This is a genomic window from Flavobacterium granuli, assembly GCF_031456055.1.
GTDB classification, from domain to species: domain Bacteria; phylum Bacteroidota; class Bacteroidia; order Flavobacteriales; family Flavobacteriaceae; genus Flavobacterium; species Flavobacterium granuli_A.
On the sequence record NZ_JAVDTX010000009.1, the window covers coordinates 106,293 to 126,116 of the forward strand.

General features: G+C 31.9%; 14 protein-coding genes and 1 tRNA gene. 6 read left to right on the forward strand and 9 right to left on the reverse strand.

Translation table 11 applies throughout. The features are described 5' to 3' along the window. Window positions 1-33: 33 nt before the first annotated feature. Window positions 34-1,710 (reverse strand): peptide MFS transporter, encoded by a 1,677-nt coding sequence (locus J2W95_RS17160; protein ID WP_310009230.1) that lies wholly within the window; start codon window positions 1,708-1,710, stop codon window positions 34-36. 33 nt (window positions 1,711-1,743) lie between these two features. Further along, entirely contained in the window at window positions 1,744-3,921 is a 2,178-nt protein-coding gene (locus J2W95_RS17165; RefSeq protein WP_310009232.1) for a S9 family peptidase, read from the reverse strand. A gap of 422 nt (window positions 3,922-4,343) precedes the next feature. Here J2W95_RS17165 and J2W95_RS17170 point away from each other — a divergent pair, with 422 nt between their 5' ends. Then, entirely contained in the window at window positions 4,344-5,666 is a 1,323-nt protein-coding gene (locus tag J2W95_RS17170) for a hydroxymethylglutaryl-CoA reductase, degradative (RefSeq protein ID WP_310009234.1), read from the forward strand. 45 nt (window positions 5,667-5,711) lie between these two features. After that, on the forward strand, window positions 5,712-6,623 hold the full coding sequence (locus J2W95_RS17175) for a GYDIA family GHMP kinase (RefSeq protein WP_310009236.1): 912 nt from the start codon (window positions 5,712-5,714) through the stop codon (window positions 6,621-6,623). 119 nt (window positions 6,624-6,742) lie between these two features. On the opposite strand, the gene J2W95_RS17180 is transcribed toward J2W95_RS17175, so the two are convergent. The 6 genes from J2W95_RS17180 to J2W95_RS17205 form a co-directional block, all read right to left on the reverse strand. After that, a complete protein-coding gene (locus tag J2W95_RS17180; RefSeq protein ID WP_310009238.1) occupies window positions 6,743-8,842 on the reverse strand; it encodes a peptidylprolyl isomerase in 2,100 nt (699 codons plus the stop codon). A gap of 110 nt (window positions 8,843-8,952) precedes the next feature. Continuing rightward, entirely contained in the window at window positions 8,953-10,212 is a 1,260-nt protein-coding gene (locus J2W95_RS17185) for a hemolysin family protein (RefSeq protein ID WP_310009240.1), read from the reverse strand. A 5-nt stretch (window positions 10,213-10,217) separates the two neighbouring features. After that, window positions 10,218-10,412 (reverse strand): hypothetical protein, encoded by a 195-nt coding sequence (locus J2W95_RS17190; protein WP_310009241.1) that lies wholly within the window; start codon window positions 10,410-10,412, stop codon window positions 10,218-10,220. Window positions 10,413-10,427: 15 nt separating this feature from the next. Beyond that, window positions 10,428-10,982: an LPS export ABC transporter periplasmic protein LptC gene (gene lptC, locus J2W95_RS17195; protein ID WP_310009243.1), complete on the reverse strand. Its 555-nt coding sequence runs from the start codon at window positions 10,980-10,982 to the stop codon at window positions 10,428-10,430. 42 nt (window positions 10,983-11,024) lie between these two features. Continuing rightward, window positions 11,025-12,275: a BamG family beta-barrel-assembly machinery protein gene (gene bamG / locus J2W95_RS17200; protein WP_310009246.1), complete on the reverse strand. Its 1,251-nt coding sequence runs from the start codon at window positions 12,273-12,275 to the stop codon at window positions 11,025-11,027. Further along, complete coding sequence (locus J2W95_RS17205) at window positions 12,268-13,002, reverse strand: type III pantothenate kinase (RefSeq protein ID WP_310009248.1); 735 nt, start codon at window positions 13,000-13,002, stop codon at window positions 12,268-12,270. The genes bamG and J2W95_RS17205 overlap by 8 nt, the downstream gene beginning before the upstream one ends. 144 nt (window positions 13,003-13,146) lie before the next feature. On the opposite strand from J2W95_RS17205, the gene J2W95_RS17210 reads away from it, so the two are divergent. The 4 genes from J2W95_RS17210 to J2W95_RS17225 all read left to right on the forward strand — a co-directional run bounded on the left by J2W95_RS17210 (window position 13,147) and on the right by J2W95_RS17225 (window position 17,274). Beyond that, window positions 13,147-13,219 (forward strand) — tRNA-Phe (locus tag J2W95_RS17210). 333 nt (window positions 13,220-13,552) lie between these two features. Next, window positions 13,553-15,964, forward strand: a complete 2,412-nt coding sequence (locus J2W95_RS17215; RefSeq protein ID WP_310009250.1) for an MASE1 domain-containing protein — start codon at window positions 13,553-13,555, stop codon at window positions 15,962-15,964. A 40-nt stretch (window positions 15,965-16,004) separates the two neighbouring features. Continuing rightward, window positions 16,005-16,436 carry a response regulator gene (locus J2W95_RS17220; RefSeq protein ID WP_310009252.1) on the forward strand — a complete coding sequence of 144 codons (432 nt, stop codon included), beginning with the start codon at window positions 16,005-16,007 and terminating at the stop codon, window positions 16,434-16,436. Window positions 16,437-16,665: 229 nt separating this feature from the next. After that, window positions 16,666-17,274: a hypothetical protein gene (locus tag J2W95_RS17225; RefSeq protein WP_310009254.1), complete on the forward strand. Its 609-nt coding sequence runs from the start codon at window positions 16,666-16,668 to the stop codon at window positions 17,272-17,274. Between the two features lie 74 nt (window positions 17,275-17,348). Here J2W95_RS17225 and J2W95_RS17230 read toward each other — a convergent pair whose 3' ends face one another. Continuing rightward, window positions 17,349-19,607, reverse strand: a complete 2,259-nt coding sequence (locus J2W95_RS17230) for a glycoside hydrolase family 3 N-terminal domain-containing protein (protein WP_310009256.1) — start codon at window positions 19,605-19,607, stop codon at window positions 17,349-17,351. Window positions 19,608-19,824: the final 217 nt, after the last annotated feature.

The window sequence follows — 19,824 nt, forward strand, 5'->3', positions numbered from 1 at the left end:
AGATGATGTTTCATTCTATTTTATTTTAGTAAATTATCTAACACCGTGCATCATTTTTTTCAAAACTGGTGTTAAGGCAAATAACAATATTGCTGCAATACCTGTAAGGACAACAAATACCATGAAAAATTCATACAAGTTGTGAATTTCAAATCCTGCAAAAAAGTGATTAGCAGCACTAATTTGATGCTTATCCAAAAGTACCAATTGTTCAGCAGTAGGAGTTATTGTTTTGTCTAAAACTGCTTGAAGATCGATACCTAATTCTTTTGCTTTTGCAAATTTATCACCAGTTGCCGGCAAGATAGAACCTAAAGTTCCACCTAATGCATAACCTGATGCATTAGACAAAAAGAATACTCCATATAATAAAGAAGCAAAACGCTTTGGAGATAATTTACCTACCAATGATAACCCGATTGGGGATAAACATAACTCTGCACAAGTGTTTAAGAAATATAATAAAATTAACCATTTAACCAACAATAATCCTGAAGTTCCAATATAAGAAACTTGAGTCGCGATCATAAAGAAACTCAAAGATATGATTACTAATCCAACTGCTAATTTTACAGGAGAAATTGGCTCTTTTCCTTTAGCTCTTAAAGTATCCCATAATACACTAAAAGGAACTGCCAATATTACAACGAACAATCCGTTGAAAATCTGAACCATCGAAGCTGGCATTAAAAAACCAAAAAAGTTTCTATCTGTTTGATTATCTGCAATAAAAGTCAATGAAGAACCTGCCTGCTCAAACGCAGCCCAGAAGAAAATAATAAAGAACGAAACAATATAGATTACTAAAATTCTGTCTCTCTCAATTTTTGTCAATGATGAATCTGAAATAATTAATCCTGCCAAAGCCAAACCGCTTGAATAAATCAGCGTATAAATTAAATTTTGTCCTACTACGTAGTGAAAAAACAAGCCTAAACCTAAAAATGCAATTCCGGCAATAGATAAAGCTTTGTTAGAAAAATTAGCTTTTTGAGCTTCTCCTTCTTCAAAATCAGAAGCAATATTTTTAGATGGCAAACCTCCTAATGGTCTTCCTTCCGGAGTCACTACATATTTATTTTTCAAGATGTAAAAAAGAATAGTTCCCAAAAGCATTGCGATAGAAGCTGCTAAAAACCCCCATTTAAAAGCATAAACATCTCTAAAACCAGTAGCATCTTTAACATCTCCTAAAAGCGGACAAATAGACTGACCTAGGAAAGCCCCGATGTTAATACCCATGTAAAAAATAGTAAATGCAGAATCTAATTTTGTTTTTTCCTGTTTTGGATACAAACTTCCCACCATACTGGAAATATTTGGTTTAAAGAATCCATTCCCAAAAACAATAACCCCTAATCCACAATACATGATTATTTTTGCCAACCCTAAGTTTGATTCAAAAATACTTCCGCTGGTAAACAATAATAATTGTCCAACTGCCATCATTAATCCACCTAACAAAATACAATTTCTATTTCCGAAAAAACGATCCGAAACAAAACCTCCAAGCATTGGAGTCAAATAACAAAGTCCAAGAAATCCACCATAAATCAATGAAGCTTCTTCTTCTTTCATCATCAAAGAGTTTACCAAAAATAAGGTCAATAAAGCCCGCATTCCGTAAAAGTTGAAACGCTCCCACATTTCGGTTCCAAATAACACCCAAAGTCCTTTTGGATGTGCTGTTTTCGTTTGAGTTTCTGTCATTTTTTCTTTTGGTATTTGTTTTTGTGATTTGGTTTATAAATTTTCTTTGATAAAATTAGTCATTTTAGTAAACAATTGAATTCTTGTTTTTCCTCCACTTATACCGTGGCTTTTATCAGGGTATATTTGAGAATCAAATTGTTTATTGGATTGAATTAAAGCTTCCATCATTTGCATAGAATTTTGCACATGCACATTATCATCTCCAGAACCATGAATCAAAAGGAATTTCCCTTTTAATTTATCTATATGATTAATTGGCGAATTATTATCATATCCGCTTGCATTCTCCTGTGGAGTTTGCATGTATCTTTCTGTATAAATACTGTCGTAAAAACGCCAGTTGGTTACTGGTGCTACAGCAATTGCCATTTTGAAAACATCAGCTCCTTGAAAAATACAGTTAGATGCCATAAAACCTCCATAAGACCAACCAAAAATACCAATTCTTGAAGCATCTACATAAGGATAGGCCCCTATTACTTTTGCAGCATCAATTTGATCTTCAACTTCGTATTTTCCTAATTCTTTATAGGTTACTTTTTTGAAATCAGCGCCTTTAAAACCTGTCCCTCTTCCATCAACACAGGCCACAATATAACCTTGTTGTGCTAACATCATAAACCAATAGTCATCTGCAGAGTTCCAATCATTATTTACCTGTTGTGAACCTGGCCCTGAATATTGGAACATAAAAACAGGATACTTTTTTGAAGCATCAAAATCTTTTGGTTTAATCATCCAAGCATTAAGTTCGTTTCCTTTAGCTGTTTTTAAAACAAAAAACTCTTTAGACGGCAAATTATACCCTCCCAATTTTGCTGTAAGAGCCTGATTGTTTTCGATAACCTGAATTTCTTTCCCTGTTTTTGACTCGTTTAAAGTATAAGTCGTAGCCTGAGAAGCACTTGAGAAAGTATTAATGAAGAATTGGAAATTAGGACTAAAAGTCGCTGCATTAGTTCCAGTATTTTTAGATAAACGAACTTTATTTTTTCCGTCTAATCCTATGCGGTAAATATCTCTGTTGATAGAACCATTTTCAGTAGATTGATAGAAAATAGTTTTTGTTTTTTCGTCGAAACCGTAGTATGAAGTAACCTCCCAGTTTCCTCTAGTAACTTGATTTTTTAGTTTTCCCGTTTTATCATAAAGATAAATGTGGTTGAAACCGTCTTTTTCACTTGTCCAAATAAAACTATTATCCTTCAGGAAAGTTAAGTTGTCTGTATCAATAAAATCAATATAACCTTTTTCTGTTTCATTAAAAACAACTTTGGAGGCTCCAGTAGTTCCATCAACGAATAATAAATCTAAATTATCCTGGTGACGATTCACTATTTTGGCAGACAAAACATTGGCATCATTAGTCCATTCTATTCTAGGAATATAAAAATCATTATATTTCCCTAAATCCACATTTATTACTGCTTTAGAATCTACATTGTATAAATGCAATGAAACTAACGAGTTTTTCTCTCCTGCTTTAGGATATTTGAAAGTCTCAACTGTTGGATATAAACTTTTTTGAAAAATCGACATTGAAAATTCTGGCACTGCGCTTTCGTCAAAACGGATATAGCCTAGTTTTTTGCTGTCTGCACTCCAATCAAAAGCACGAACAAAAGCAAATTCCTCTTCATAAACCCAATCCGTAATACCATTAATTACAGCATTCTTTTTTCCATCGGTAGTAACTGCAGTTGATTTTTTCGAAGCTACATCATAAACATATAAATTGTTTTCTTTGGCGTAAGCAATCTTAGTTCCATCAGGAGAAAAAGTAGGCTCTTGAACCTGGAAATCAAAAAGTTTTGTTAGTGTTTTGGCAGCTATATCATATAAAAAATAATCTGCTGTAAAAGAATGGCGGAAAATTTTGTTTGAATGACAAGCAATTAATATCTCTTTTTCAGAATCATCAAAAGTATAACTGTCAATTCCGTCTGCCAGCTCTTTGAAATTTTTAGTATCGATTAGATTTGATACTTTTTTTAATGTTGCAAAATCATAAAGATCGATTTGCATGCTTTTAGTTGCTCTGTCAGAATTTAATACCGTGTATTGATTGGTATTTTTCATTGATTGCAATTTATCCATCCCTTTGGCACGATAAGCGCCTGTATAAATTTCTTCAACGGTAATTTTTTGTTGTCCAAATACAGTAACACACAAAAAGAAAAATAAGGCAGTAATCTTATTCGAATTCATATTTAGGTAAATTTGTTTTCTTTTGAAATATGCAATTTACATGTCATAATTAGTATTTGTACTAATTTAATGTCATACTCATTACACAATATGGATTAAGTTATAAAAGCGACAATTTTAGTGAAAATTTTATAAATAAAACACTTTCGCCTTGTTAAATGTTATAAAAAAATATTTTTAACAATTTTACTGAATATTTTTCTAACAACCCAACAAAGCACAGTTATTCTTTCCATTGATTTTGTAGTATTTGAATTTTATGATAAAACAAGACTCCTTATTATATAACACTCATTCTATTATAAATCTCAAAAAGTCAATTCCCTAAATAAATTAATCGAATTCGAAATACAGATTCATTTTGAAAAAAGCAATAAAATGGAATGTGTATCTTTGCGATTATAAAGCTATAATTTATACCTATGAACAACGCTGTTGCTGGATTTTCTAAACTATCCAAAGAAGAAAAAATAAACTGGATTGCCAATCACTATTTTTCAACTCCAAGTGAAGCCATAGCACTACTTAAAAATTACTGGAACTCTGACGAAAAAATTCAAAAATTACATGATGAATTCATAGAAAATACGATTTCTAATTTTTACATTCCTCTGGGTGTTGCCCCTAATTTTCTGATCAATGGAAAATACAGTACAATCCCAATGGCTATTGAAGAAAGTTCAGTTGTTGCGGCCGCTTCCAAAGCAGCAAAATTTTGGTCCACTCGTGGCGGATTCAAAGCAACTGTAATCAGTACTGAGAAAATTGGACAGGTACATTTTATTTACAAAGGAGACGAATCAAAACTGACGTTGTTCTTTGCTCAATTAAAATCTAAATTATTTACAGCAACCGAAAGCATCACCAAAAATATGCAAAAACGTGGTGGCGGAATTTTGGATATAGTTCTAAAAAACAAAACCAGTTTATTACCAAATTACCATCAACTGCATGCTACTTTTGAAACAAAAGACAGCATGGGTGCCAATTTCATCAACTCTTGTTTGGAACAATTTGCCAAAACAATAAAAGAAGAAGCATTAACTTTTGAGATGTTTAGCGAAGAAGAAAAAAACATACAAATAGTTATGAGTATTCTTTCAAATTATGTTCCAGATTGCATCGTTCGCGCAGAAGTTTCTTGCCCAATTGAAGATTTAGCTGAAAAACATATTGAATATCCTCATGAATTTGCGACCAAGTTTATTCAAGCGATACAAATTGCCGAAGTGGAACCGTATCGTGCCGTAACACACAACAAAGGAATCATGAATGGAGTTGATGCTGTTGTTCTTGCAACTGGGAATGATTTTAGAGCTGTGGAAGCTGGAATCCACGCCTATGCTTCCAGAAAAGGACATTACTCTAGTTTGTCTCATGCCAAAATAGAAAATGGAATTTTTAGTTTTTGGTTGGAAATCCCATTGGCATTAGGAACAGTTGGCGGATTAACATCACTTCATCCTTTGGTAAAGTTATCTCTGGAAATGCTTGAAAAACCATCAGCCAAAGAATTAATGCAAGTTGTTGCTGTTGCTGGATTGGCACAAAATTTTGCTGCATTGCGTTCATTGACTACAACAGGAATTCAAGACGGACACATGAAAATGCATTTGAACAACATTCTAAATCAGTTTGAGGCTAATGAAGAAGAACGTATTTTGATAAAAAAACACTTCAAGCATAATATTGTTTCCCATAGCGCAGTAGTTGATTATATTGAAAATCTTAGAAAATCCAATTAACAACCCCGTTAGGGTTTAAAACCATAACAGGGTTATTTTCCAAAAATGAAAAAAACATTTTACAGCAACGGGAAACTTTTAATAACAGGAGAATATTTAGTTCTTGATGGTGCAAAAGCATTGGCTTTACCCACAAAACTTGGACAGAATCTGATTGTTGAAAGAAACGATAAACAAGAAATAAAATGGAAAAGTTATGATGCCGACGGAAGTATCTGGTTTGATGACACCATTTTGTTTTCGGAAATTATTTCCACAACTCCTTTTGAAAAAGAATCTGTAAAAAATACTCTAATTACCATTTTACGATCAGCCTATCAGTTGAACCCAAGTGCAATTTTAGATTCGGAGGGTTATATCGTTTCAACCCAATTGAGTTTTCCTAAAAAATGGGGATTGGGTACTTCTTCAACTTTAATAAACAACATTGCCCAATGGTTTGAAATAAATGCCTTCACGTTACTTAAAAACAGTTTTGGAGGCAGTGGATATGATATAGCCTGTGCGCAAAACGACTGTCCAATTCTATATCATCTTGAACAAGGAAAACCAGTTGTTGAAAAAGTAAAATTCCAACCAACATTTGTAGAAAATCTATACTTTGTTTATCTAAACCAAAAGCAAAACAGCAAAAATGCCATTGCTTCCTATAAAGAGAAAAAAAACAATTTAGAAGACACAAAAGAAATTATCAATCAACTCACTCAAATCGTTTTGAATGCAAAAGACGAAAACACTTTTGCGCAAGCGTTAGAGAAACACGAAAAAGAATTGAGTTTTATTCTTGAAACCAAAACCGTCAAAGAAAACTTGTTCTATGATTTTGATGGAACCATAAAAAGTCTTGGCGCATGGGGTGGCGATTTTGTATTGGTTATTTCAAAGGAAAACCCCGCTTCATATTTTATATCCAAAGGATTTGAAACCATTATTCCTTATCAGGAAATGATACTATAATTTTACCAAAATTCAGTATTAGAAATAGACTACAGCTTCTAACTGAAAAATAAATAAAACAAAAAACCCGATACTTGCAGTTTATAAGTATCGGGTTTTTTATGTTTGAAAATTACTGTTTAGTAATTAAAATCTTTTCTGTTGTCTTTGATATCAGCACCTTCTTTTAAAGCTGGCAATACTCTGTTTATTTCAGAAGCACTTTGTGCTTTTAATTTAGTTACATTATCAGCATAACTTTTTAAAGCTGGCGCTTTAACAGTACTTATGTTTTTCACTACATAAACTCCAGTAACACCTTCGATTGGAGAAGATACTTTATTAGCAGCCAATGCAAATGCATTTCCAACAACTTTTGGCTCTTGACCAACACCACCTGTTAAAACTGGATTTTCCAAAGTAACGTCAGTAGCTTGTTGTACAGTTGTACCTGTCGCTTTAGCAATTGCTTCCAATGAACTTCCACTCATTTTCGCTTTTAATAATTCTGCTTTTTTCTTGTTTTTAAGAATTTGCTCTACATACGGTCTAGCTTGATCAACTGGTACTAATCCAGAATTGTCAATAGTTTTAACTTTTGCAATTACGTGACCTAAATTAGCTACTTCAAATCTTTTTACAGCACCTTCTTTAGAGTCTTTTTCAAAAGCCCATCTTACGATAGTTCTTTGATTTCCTAAAGGACCAAAATTTTCGTCCATTGCTTTTACTGAAACCGCTGGAGCTACAGTAAGAGCCATATCTTTGGCTACTTTATTAAAATCTTTATCTGCAACATCCATTTCAAATTTAGTTGCCTGTGTAAATACTTTGTCAGAAGTAGCTTCTGAAGCTTCAATTTTTTGAGCTACAGTTGCCAAACGAATTCCGTCTTGCTTATCAGTAATTTTGATGATATGGAAACCAAATGGAGTTTCTACCAATCCAACTTTTCCAATACCATTGTTAAAAACGAAATCATTGAAAGGTTTTACCATTTGACCTTGACCAAAATATCCTAAATCTCCACCTTGTTGAGCAGAAGAATCATCTGAACTTGTAAAAGCCAACATCAAGAAACTATCTGGATTTGCAGTTACCTGAGCTAAAACAGATTCCGCTTTAGCTTTAGCTTCTTCTTTAGTTCTTTTCTCTCTTTGATTAGGAACTTGAGCTCCTTCATAACTAATAAGGATATGACTTGCTTTTGCATTTACACCAGCTTGTCTACCTAAAGATTTTGAAATACAGTAGTAACTTCCAAAAACATAAGGTCCGTAAACTTCTCCTGGAGCTAAGTTGTATAATTTATCAGCATCAACTGCAGGTAAATCTTTTTTGGCAACATATGAAGAATCGTAAGGCACATCAGAGTTTGAATTTACAAATTCAATCACATTTTTAGTGTTTCTAAATCCAGCTACAGTATCATTTTTACCAGTTGCTTGATTATAAACTACACTTCCTGACAATAATGAATTAACCTTAGTCTTAACTTCGTTTACATCTTCTGGAGATGCTTTGTCTTCAATTAAAACATATTCTATTTTACGAGTTTCTTCAGATTTGAATTTTTTTGGACTTGCTTTCATATAATCCAAAATATCCGCATCAGTAACTTTTATTTCACTGTCTTTAATAGTCGAAAACAAACCAGCAACATAAGCAAAGCTCACTTTGTTAGCTCCCATTTCGTAATTAAATTTTCCTTCGCTTTCAGTTGTATAAATACCCCCTTTAATTAAGGTATTATAAATTTGAAATTTAGCATTCAATTCAGCACTTTTTTCTCTGTCTTTTAAAAATTGTGCTTGCTCTGGATTTGATTTGAAATATTCTTTAAATTTTGCAACATCAAACATTCCTGCAGCATTTAAAAACATTGGATTTTTACCAATATTTTGATCTGCTTTAAGGATATCCAAAATATGTTTTTCACCTACTCTTAATCCTAATTTATCAAATTCAGCAGAAAGCAAAGCGATAGTCACTTCTTGATCCCACACTTGTCTAGACGCTTCTGTTGAAGAAATTCCTTGTCCACTTTTTTCTACATTGCTCACTTTAAGTCTAAAGTCTTCAAATGCGATATCCTTCCCATTAATGCTTCCTACATCCTTTGAGCTAGAACCAAAACTCCCGCTCGAAAAAAGATCCTGTATTATAAATGAAAATAATGCTAGAGCAATAACTCCAATCATTATAGCGGAATGTTGTCTAATTTTTGATAAAACTGCCATTGTATATTATTGTTTATTTTAAAATTTTGTTTGCGAAAATACAATTATCTAATTAATAATTATAGAACTACTGTTTTTTTTTTGTTTTTTTTTAAATTTAAAAAAGAATCTCAGTCTTTGATAGTCATTTTAACCAATTCAATCTTCTTATTTGTGGCTTCTTCTATCACAAAATGATAGTTATCGATTGTGATCACATCTCCTTTTTGAGGAATTTCCTTGGTAAAATTTACAATAAATCCTCCAAGTGTCCCATAGGAATCACTTTCAGGAATGGTCAGTTTATAAGTCTGATTCAGATACTCAACATCAAAACGAGCTGAAAATAAAAAAGCACCATCTTCTAAAACATTTTCTATCATCTCCTCATCTAAATCATGCTCATCTTCAATTTCACCAAACAACTCTTCGACAATATCCTCGATTGTGAGAATTCCTGATGTTCCTCCGTATTCATCCAATACAACAGCAACGCTTTTTCGTTTTTTAGTCAGCAAACTCATAGCATCTTTTACATAAATTGCTTCTGGAATGAACTCAACTGGAATAACAATCTCTTTTATAGTTGAAGGTTTTTTGAACAAATCAAAAGAATGAACATAACCAATGATGTCATCTAATGAATCTTGATAAATCACCATTTTAGAATACCCTGTTAATATAAATAAATCTTTGAGATCATCTAGCGATTCCGCCACATTGATTGCTGCGATTTCAGTCCTTGGAGTCATTACATCACGAGCCTTAACTCCTGAAAAATCCAATGCATTACGGAATATCTGTATTTCAGAATCTACTTCTTCATGGTCTTCAACTGTGCTCATTTGCTCGTTGATATAGTTTCCCAATTCAACTTTGCTAAAATAAAGCTGCACTTGATCTCCTTCTGTTTTAAAAAATCTTTTCAAAACAAAATCTGAAATCCAAATAAAAAAAGTGGAAATGAAATAGAATAATTTATAAAAGAAATAGGCCGGTATGGCAAAAAACTTAATCACCGAATTGGCATAAATCTGAAAAAAGACTTTAGGCAGAAACTCGGCTGTTATCAAAACAATAAATGTAGAAATTACTGTTTGAATTAAAAGACTCGTGAAATCTGAAAAATGCAAATCAAAAATCAATAGCCAATCCATCAACACTTTGCCCATAAAAAAACCGTAAACCACTAGTGCAATATTGTTGCCAATAAGCATTGCTGCAATGAATTTTGACGGTTTCTCAGTAAGTTTGGTAAGCGTTTTAGAAAGAAAATTGTCTTGTTTTTTTTCTAATTCTAAATAAATTTTATTCGAAGAGATAAAAGCTATCTCCATACCTGAAAAAAAAGCACATAGTATTAAACACAATATTATGATACTTATTTCCATATTATTTAGGATTGTTTATTTCTGTCATCAAATTTCTTAGCAAACTTTCTTCTAAAGAAAAACATAAAAATGGCAAGACCTGCAATGATGAAGCTCAACCATGGTGTTTCTATAACTGAATCCCATTTTGTAAATCCATCGTATAAAAAATAGATTCCAAAAGCTAAATAAAGGTATGAGGTATATTTTAAGAAATTCATGTTGTGTTATTTTTATTATTCTGAAGATTCAATCTCTCCTTCTATTCGTTGTGAATTTACGACTTTAAAGTCTTTGCTAAAATCAATTCCCTGTCCAGTCGAACCTCCTTTAGCATCTGTTAATTTAAATTTTTTCTCTGTATAAAACCATTGATTTTTTTGGTCAAAATATAACTGTTCCGTTTCCAGCATTTGTCCTGCCTCCGAAGTAATTTTCACCTTGCCCTGTAAGTCAATGATACTTGTTTCCTTATACGAAACAGCATAATTCGATTTGATAAAAGTTCTCTTTCCTTTATTATCATATATCGTTACGTCAACTCCTTTTGGGAATTCTGTAAAAACAAAATCAACATTGGCATAATCAAACATTTTCGGACTCACCAATATGGATTTTATTTTCCCGGAATCCGTGTATTTTAAATTCACATTATCGGCATCACCGCTAGGAACAAATTCCGAATAATCATTTTTTTGAACTTCCTTAAAATTACTCTCACAACCCAAAGTCATACTAACAACAATAATTAGTAGCAAAAGGAATAGAATATATTTTTTATAGAAAGTCATAATCAATGTCAATTAGGAAAACAGAATTATTTGAGCTAATAGTTAGTCAATTTTTCTTTGTCCAAACCATTTGTCATTAAGAGAGAAACTCAGTGCAAAAGTAAAATAATCTTCTTGAACTAATCCTTTTGCAGTTGTACCGCGCTGTCCATATTCTAAACCAACATTAACATTAGATATACCTCCTGGAACCGGCAAACCAAAACCTAGAGTTATCCCTTTGTCATCAATCTCTTCTGAATTGACAATAGTACCAGTTTTTGTGTATTTCAAACCAGCTCTATACACCACTTTTTGATAGTATTTTGAGAAAACATTATAGTTAGGAACATAATAACCTCCTAAACTATAACTTGAATATTTTCCGTAAGTTGTATTGCTTGAAGTATTATAATCAGATGTAAGTTTACCAACATTTTGAAAAACCAGCTGAGTTCCTATCATCCATTTTTTAGTTTGTCCAGCACCAAAACCAAAAGAGGTTTTATCTGGAATTGTCAAATCTGCTCTTATTTCCTTTGCATCAACAACATCAACAACAGCAATATCAAAATTAGAATTATAGTTTACGGTAGAAATTGTTCTAGTATTAGTGGAAGACAATTTACTTTGAGGAGTATATGTAAAACTACTGTACAAATTTATTTTTTTATAGATTTTGTGCTTGTACATTGCTCCAAAATTAGCTGTAAACCCATTTAAATCAGCTTTGTTTTCCTCCTGACTTCCAATTGACACACCTGAAATGTATTCTAAATTTGAATTGTTAATTCTTCCAAAATTATACTGCATATCAGCACCAATTACTAAATTCGGAATGATTGTATATCCTAATGAGAAAAAAGCCTTGTTTAAACCACCAGTTCCCTTCAAAACATTATTTACTCCGTCTGGCTCTGTACTTGTCGATTGAATATTATATCCCACCGAAGTATATGGTAACAATCCAAATCCAACACCTATTTTTCCTAATGGTAAAGAAACCGCTAAATAATCTAATGTTGTTCTTTGTGCATTTTCTTTATTGGAATCCGTCTTTAGACTTGTTGCAGTATAATTTCCCCCCATTGTAAAAGTGGTAAATCGCACACTGCCAAAACTGGCAGGATTCAAGATATTAATATGAAGACTATCTTGCTCAATATTCAAGCCTCCCATGGAACGATTTTCGAGATTCCCTTTAAATCTGGATTCACCTATTCCAAAAAAAGAGTAAGGAGAGGCAGATCCACTTTGAGCATTAGACATTAGTGAAAAAAAGAAACATGCAATAACAATAATTTTTTTAATCATTTTCTATTTTATATTGAAAAATTTGGTTCAAACTCTCTAACAGAAAATTTGAATTGGCAAATATGGTATTTTTTAATCGTTTAGCCAAAAATTCTGTGTCCCCACCCGTTAAAATTATTATAAAATTTGGATATTTTGATTGATATTCATCGACAAAACCATTAATCTCATAGACCAATCCATTTACAACACCAGAATGGATTGCTTCTGCAGTTGAATCCCCTATGAAATGTTTGGGACTCTCTACTGTTAACAATGGTAGCTTTTCGGTATAGTGGTGCAACGATTCATATCGCAAACGCAAACCTGGAGAAATGGCTCCACCATGGTACACATCATTTTGATCTACAAAATCATAAGTCACGCAAGTTCCTGCGTCAATAATTAATCGATTTTGACCTTGAAACTGCAAAGTTGCACCAGCAGCCAATACCATCCTGTCTATTCCCAAGGTTTTTGGAGTAGCATAATTATTGGCAAAAGGAAAAACATCTTCATGTGAAACAAACCATACATCAAGTTTTTTTTGAAAATACAAAAAAGACTTTTTATCTATACTCCCTACAGAAGCCACAACTAAATGTGTGACTTTTTCATATTTTTTTAAAATAGTTTCAATTTTTTCCTGAATTTCATCTTTAGAAAAAACAAAAAATTCTATTGTGTTATATTCCTCAAAAACAGCACCTTTAATTCTTGTATTTCCTACATCAATAGTTAAAACCATATTATCTTTTTTAAAAATGCTAAGGTACGAATAGATTTTTTTTAAAAAATGTATTGTTTAATTTAAAAAAGATTCTATATTTGCACCCGCAAACAAGTTCACGAAACTGCTATGCAAATAGCAACAAAACGAACTAATCAGCAAGGTACCTTAGCTCAGATGGTAGAGCAATGGACTGAAAATCCATGTGTCCCTGGTTCGATCCCTGGAGGTACCACAAGACCCACTCAAACGAGTGGGTTTTTTGTTTTTAATATCTTCCTAAAAACTATTTAATTTTTAGTTAGTCGAAAATAAAAATATTACATTCATTCCATACGACTGTAATTCTTAATTGGATTCAAAAACCGGAAAACCCACCGCAAAGGCATCAACAAAAAATCGCATTAGATTTATAAAAATTATATCAAAATTTTATAAATTCATGCCAACAAACTTACATTTAAGAAATGTTAATTACTTTTTTACGAAAATAACGCCCATCATAATCAGTGTATTCCGATAAATCTTATTAATTTTGAGTAGTTGACATTAATACAACCATAATATAATGAAACCAAATAACTCATTAACCCCATTGTATTCAATACCATCTATATTAAGATCAAGTCCAATAGCGGTTCTTGTGGTTGCAACATTATATATACTACTTGCCAAAATAAGTTTTTCATTAACAATTGATACCAGTACAGTTAGTCCCATTTTTCTTGCTTCGGGATTTGCATTTGCCTCGACATTGATTTTGGGGCGCAACGCATTGATTGGCATTTGGATTGGCTCACTTTATTCAAACACTCTCCTCAATAAAGACATAGCTAGCCTAGATAAAACATTTTTTTTAAACCACCTCCCAACAGCCTTTTTTATTTCAATCGGTTCTGTAATAGCATCAATTATAGCGACAATTCTAGTCGTTCGCTTATGCAAAAAAGAGTATCCATTGAACAATGGGAAAAATGTATTGACACTACTTATTTTAGGGCCAATCGCTTATTCGACTATTACTTCTTTGATTGGAGTAACCAGCTTTTTTCTTAATGACTCAATTACCGCAGAGCAATTTTGGTACACTTATAAAACATGGTGGCTTGGTGATGCCATTGGAATAATTTTAATTACTCCCTTCATGTTATCCTGGTTTTCTAAAGACTCTTTCAATAAAAATAATTTTAATTCCTTAGAATTAACACTTTATGGACTAACAACCATTTTATTGTGTTTCGGAGTGTTTTTTCAACATACCGACTTGAAATACCTCATCTTACCTTTATTGTTCTGGTCTGTTTATCGTTTTGAAATTCAAATCACCACACTCATCATCATAATAATTTCATTATTTGCAATTATAACAACAGCTCAAGGGATTGGACCATTTAATGAAGAATATATTAATGATTCTATTTTATTTTTGGATCTATTTTTGAGTGTAATTTCTATTTGCAGTCTTTTCTTAGCAGGAATAATCTCTGAGCGGAAAAGGGCTGATGATTTAATTAAAAAAAACGAAAAAGATCTCCGTAAAAATCAAATTTTGCTCGAGTCTACTCTTGAAAGTCCAAAAGATATCAGCATTTACTCTTTAGGTTTAAATTATGAATATTTAAGCTTTAACAGTTTGCATCGCCATAATATGAAAATAATGAACGGTGTAGACATTGAGTTGGGGATTAAATTACAGGATTGTTTAATTAACAAAGATGAACTTGAAGAATCGATGGCGGTTCTGACCAAAGTTTTTTCAGGAGAGAGTATTACTACTATAAGGAATTTTGAAGCCAATAACACTTTTTGGGAGTTAAGAACAAGTCCTATTGTAAATCAAAACAATGAAATTATAGGAGCTACAGTTATTTCAACCAATATCACTGAAAAAATGAAAGCTGAGGAAAATTTGAGAAAAAGTGAAGAAAAATATCGAAACATATTTGAAAACATTCCAGATGTCATTTTTCAAACCGATATTAATGGAATTTTTACAGACTTAAGTCCATCTATTGAAGAATTTTGCGGATACACTGCAAATGAATTAATTGGAAAACCTACGTCATTTTTACAACCTGATGATGAAAAAAATGATATTGCGATTATCCTCATAAATGAAAATTTAATTTTAAATAATTATGAAAAATTAATTAAGACAAAATCAGGAGCAATAAAACACATTTCTCTTAGTGGCAAGATGATTTTTGACAAAAATGGAGTCCCGCATCATATCGATGCCATTGCACGTGATATCACACAAAGAAAGGAGAATGAAAAAGAAATTGCTATTCAAAACCAAAAATTACAAATTCAAAACAAAGAGCTCGAACAATTTGCTTATATCACCTCACATGATTTACAAGAGCCTTTGCTTACACTAAAATGTTTTTCTGAACTCATCAAAGCGGATTTCCCAAAAGATGCTAATGAAAACATCAATCAATACTTAGATTTTATTTTAGAATCTTCAGATAGAATGCAAAAACTAGTCAAAGGATTATTGGACTATTCCAGAATAGGAAGCCAAATTGAAATTACAAAAGTAGACTGTAATGAAATTGTAAATGATGCAATTTCAACTTTATCCAATAGCATTCAAAAAACAGAAACACAAATTATCATTGGAGAATTACCTAAAGTCGAAGGGCATTCTATAGAATTGATTCAACTATTTCAAAACTTAATAGAAAATGCAATAAAATTTAGAAAAAACGAAACTCCTTTGACTATCAGTATCACTGCAAAACAAATTGAAGACAATTGGCAGTTTGCTGTAGAAGATAATGGAATAGGAATAGAGAAGCAGAATAAAGAAAAGATCTTTATCATTTTCAAACGCCTCAACAATCGGGATGAATATACTGGAATAGGAATAGGTCTCGCAATTTGCAAAAAAATTGTAGCCTTACATAGAGGTACCATTTGGATAGAATCAACATTTGGTCAAGGTACAATTGTTTACTTTACCATACCAAAATAACCCCAATATCTTGTCCTTAAAAAATAAATAATTGCTAAGTATGAAAAAATTAAATTCTATTTTGCTAGTCGATGACGATATGGCAACCAATTTTATAAGCAAAATGCTAATCAAAAAAGCAGGAATAACAGATCATATCGAAACCACTTTAAATGGTCGTCAGGCACTAGACTACTTGACAAACACCGGGAAATATGAAAAATCAGATGGTATCTTTCCACAGCCCATGTTGATTTTGCTGGACATCAATATGCCAGTGATGGATGGTTGGGAATTTGCAGAAGCCTTTTCGAATTTGGATGAAAATCTAAGAGACAATGTTGTAATTGTAATGCTCACCAGCTCGCTTAACCCCGATGATAAAGAAAAAGCTTCAAATTTCCCTGTAATTTCAGGTTTTCAAAATAAGATTCTTACTATAGAGGGACTTACTTCTATTATGAATACTTTTTTTCCTGGATATCTAGATTGATCACACTTAAATTAACATAAAACTAATTGATACTACATCATTATCACAAACGATAATAACTAATGGTATTATTTTTTCAACCTATAAAACAATGTTTTTATAAAAAATAATATTTTTCTTGTCTATTGTTAATTTTTTTATATATTTATCAGATAATCGGAAAAATAATTCATTTTGTCGATTATTTAAAATTGATACAAATAAAAATTTGTTTGATAAAAGATAAAGTATGACCCCCATATTACTTCTTCAACTGCGAAACATTATTACTTCGCCATTAATTTCAATATTTTGCAAAAAATTTGAAGAGAATGAAATATTATTGAGAAAATCTATTGACACCAGTATTTGCACAGTTCTTATTGGTCTCGAAAATATAATGGACAACACCATTTTATATGATAAAATCATTGACTCAATAACTTTTACCGAATTTTACAAAACCATAGAATTTGAAAACGGAAAAGTTTCTTCCATAAATTACTCTTTTGAACAAGAAGGCCTTATTCCATTGAATATGATTTTCTCCAACAAAAAAGGACGTATTTCCGAAATGATATCAAATGAAGTTGGGATTAAAAGTGAAACTGCAGGGGCTATTCTAAATTTTGCAGTCATGCTAATATTATCTCATTTTGTAAATGAAAGACAAAAGTCGATAATTATCCAAAATGATTTAAATTCACAAAAAAAAGTAATATTAAACAATGTTCCAGAAGGCATTAGAGTTCTTCTTGGCTATTCAAATTTTGAATATGAAGATGCTTACGCCGATTCTAATACAGTAATAAAAACCGATTCGAAGACTCATTTCTTAAATAAAATTTTCAAGTTCTAAAACACAACATATTTAAAATAAAAAATGGTAACAATCTTAAGATTTGTTACCATTTTTATTTAACTAAATATTACCTATCTCAACACAAACTCTTGCGTAAGTCCTTCTATTTGAATTTTGAAAGTTCCCTTTTCAGAAATCCATTTTAAATCATTATTCACAAATTGAAGGTCTTTTTGATTCAAAGTAAAACTTACTGTTTTGCTTTCTCCAGAAGCAAGATTAATTTTTTCAAATCGTTTCAACGCCTTAACTTCAGGAGTTATGCTCGCCACTTTATCTGATAAATAAAGCAAAACAGATACTTTTCCACTTACTTTTCCTGTATTTTTCACATCAACTGTTACCTTTAAATCATCCAAATTGCTTATTTCAGTTTTATCAATTTTTAGGTTAGAATATGCAAAAGTTGTGTAAGACAAACCAGTTCCAAATTCGAATTGAGGCGAATAGCTTTTTTCGTATTTGGCATCATTATTTTGCTCTTCGTCTCCTAAACTTTCCGTGTATTTACGATTGTATTTTTCTAATGAATTAGGATATCTTGGATAATTATACGGCAATCTTCCACTTGGATTCACATCTCCATACAATATATCTGCTAATGCTCTTGCTCCTTCATTTCCTGGCAAATAACATTGTACTACAGCACTCATGCTATCTTCAAAATCACTTATCAATCTCGGTCTACCTTCATTTAAAACCAAAACAATTGGTATATTCAATTTAGATAAAGCTAAGGCTAGTTTAGATTGCGAAGCAGTAATGTATAAATTGCTAATATCACCTGGTGTTTCAGTGTAGTTTTTCTCGCCAAGACATAAAATAATTTTTGAAACACCTTTGGCCATTTCAACCGCTTTTGCAATTTCAGCATCATCAAAGTTAGCTAAATCGGCTCCAGGTGTATACAACACATTTTCTTTGCCTATTTTATTTTGCAATGCTTCCAGAATTGTCATTTTATCTGCAGCATAAGTGTCTGAATTTTCTCCTTGCCAGTTGTAAGACCAGCCTCCATTCAAATACTTCATACTATTGGCCGTAGGACCAGTTAACAATACTTTTTCGTTTTTATTTAAAGGCAATACAGCATTGTTGTTTTTCAACAAAGTGATTGATTCAGCCGCAGTATTGTATGCCGCATCAATAAACTCTTGAGAACCAAACTTTGGATAATCCTTCAAATTAGCAACAGTAGTTTGAAACAAATTCAATTCAAATTTCATTTTCAAAATTCTAGTTACAGCATCGTCAATTCTTGACATTGGCACTTCGCCTTTGTTCACTAAATCCAACAAATCAACATAAAAAGTATAATCTTCTGGAACCATACTCATATCTATTCCCGCCAATACAGATAACTTTACTGCTTCACGATTATTTTCAGCTACTTTATGTCTAGTATAGAGATAAATAATGTCCTTCCAATCGGTAACTACCACTCCTTGAAAACCTAATTCTTTTTTTAACACATCAGTTATTAAGTATTTGCTTGCGTGAACAGGAGTTCCATTAATCTCACCCGAACTCACCATTACACTTTTGGCACCAGCTTTAATAGCCGCTTGGTAAATGGTCAAATCAAATTGTCTCAACACTCGCTCTGGGATAATACTTGGCGTTCTGTCTTTACCAGTCGTTGTACTACCATATCCTATATAATGTTTCATACAGGAAGCTACACTGTATTTTGATCCAACATTATTCCCTTCAAAACCTTTTACCATCGCTTCACCCATTCGGCTTGATAAATACACATCTTCTCCAAAAGACTCCCACATTCTTGACCAAGCTGGATTTCTAGGCAAATCCAAATCTGGTGAGAAAACCCAAGGAATAGAAGAAGCTCTAGTTTCGTAAGCCGAAATTTCAGCTCCTTTTTTAACAAGATCAGTATTGAATGTTGCTGCCATTCCTATTTGTTGTGGAAACAATGTTGCTCCAGCTGTATAACTCGAACCATGAATAGCATCTATCCCGTACAATACTGGGATTTTCAATCTGGATTTATTAGCTTCATTACTAATTGCTGTAATTACTTCATTCCATCTTTTAATAGTTGGAGCTCCTGGATTTGGTACATTTAAAATAGAACCAATATGGTATTTTTGAATAGCCTCATTTAATTTTGCCATATCAAATTCTCCCGGTTTTCCTTTAGCCTCAAAAGAAGTAACCGTAATTTGTGTCATCTGACCGATTTTTTCTTCGGTACTCATTTTAGAAAGCAATTCGGCAACTTTCTTGTCTATTTCAGGATTTGCATTTTGGCTTCTAACCCCAAAAGCCAGAAAACTGAAAATTAGCAGTAGTGCAATTTTTAATCTCATTTTTTATAATTTACTTTTTAAACTTAGACTTTTTAATAATTGATTAATTATTAATGAATTTTAAAAGTAATTATATTTATCAAAGAACTATTTTTTAAAGAACTAATTTGATTATTTTTCATAGGTTTAACGTTTTCGTAATTCTATAATTAGACTATAATATCTATACTTTTATTTTTCTTTCGATCTTTTCCAAAAAAAATCCCATTTCAATTTT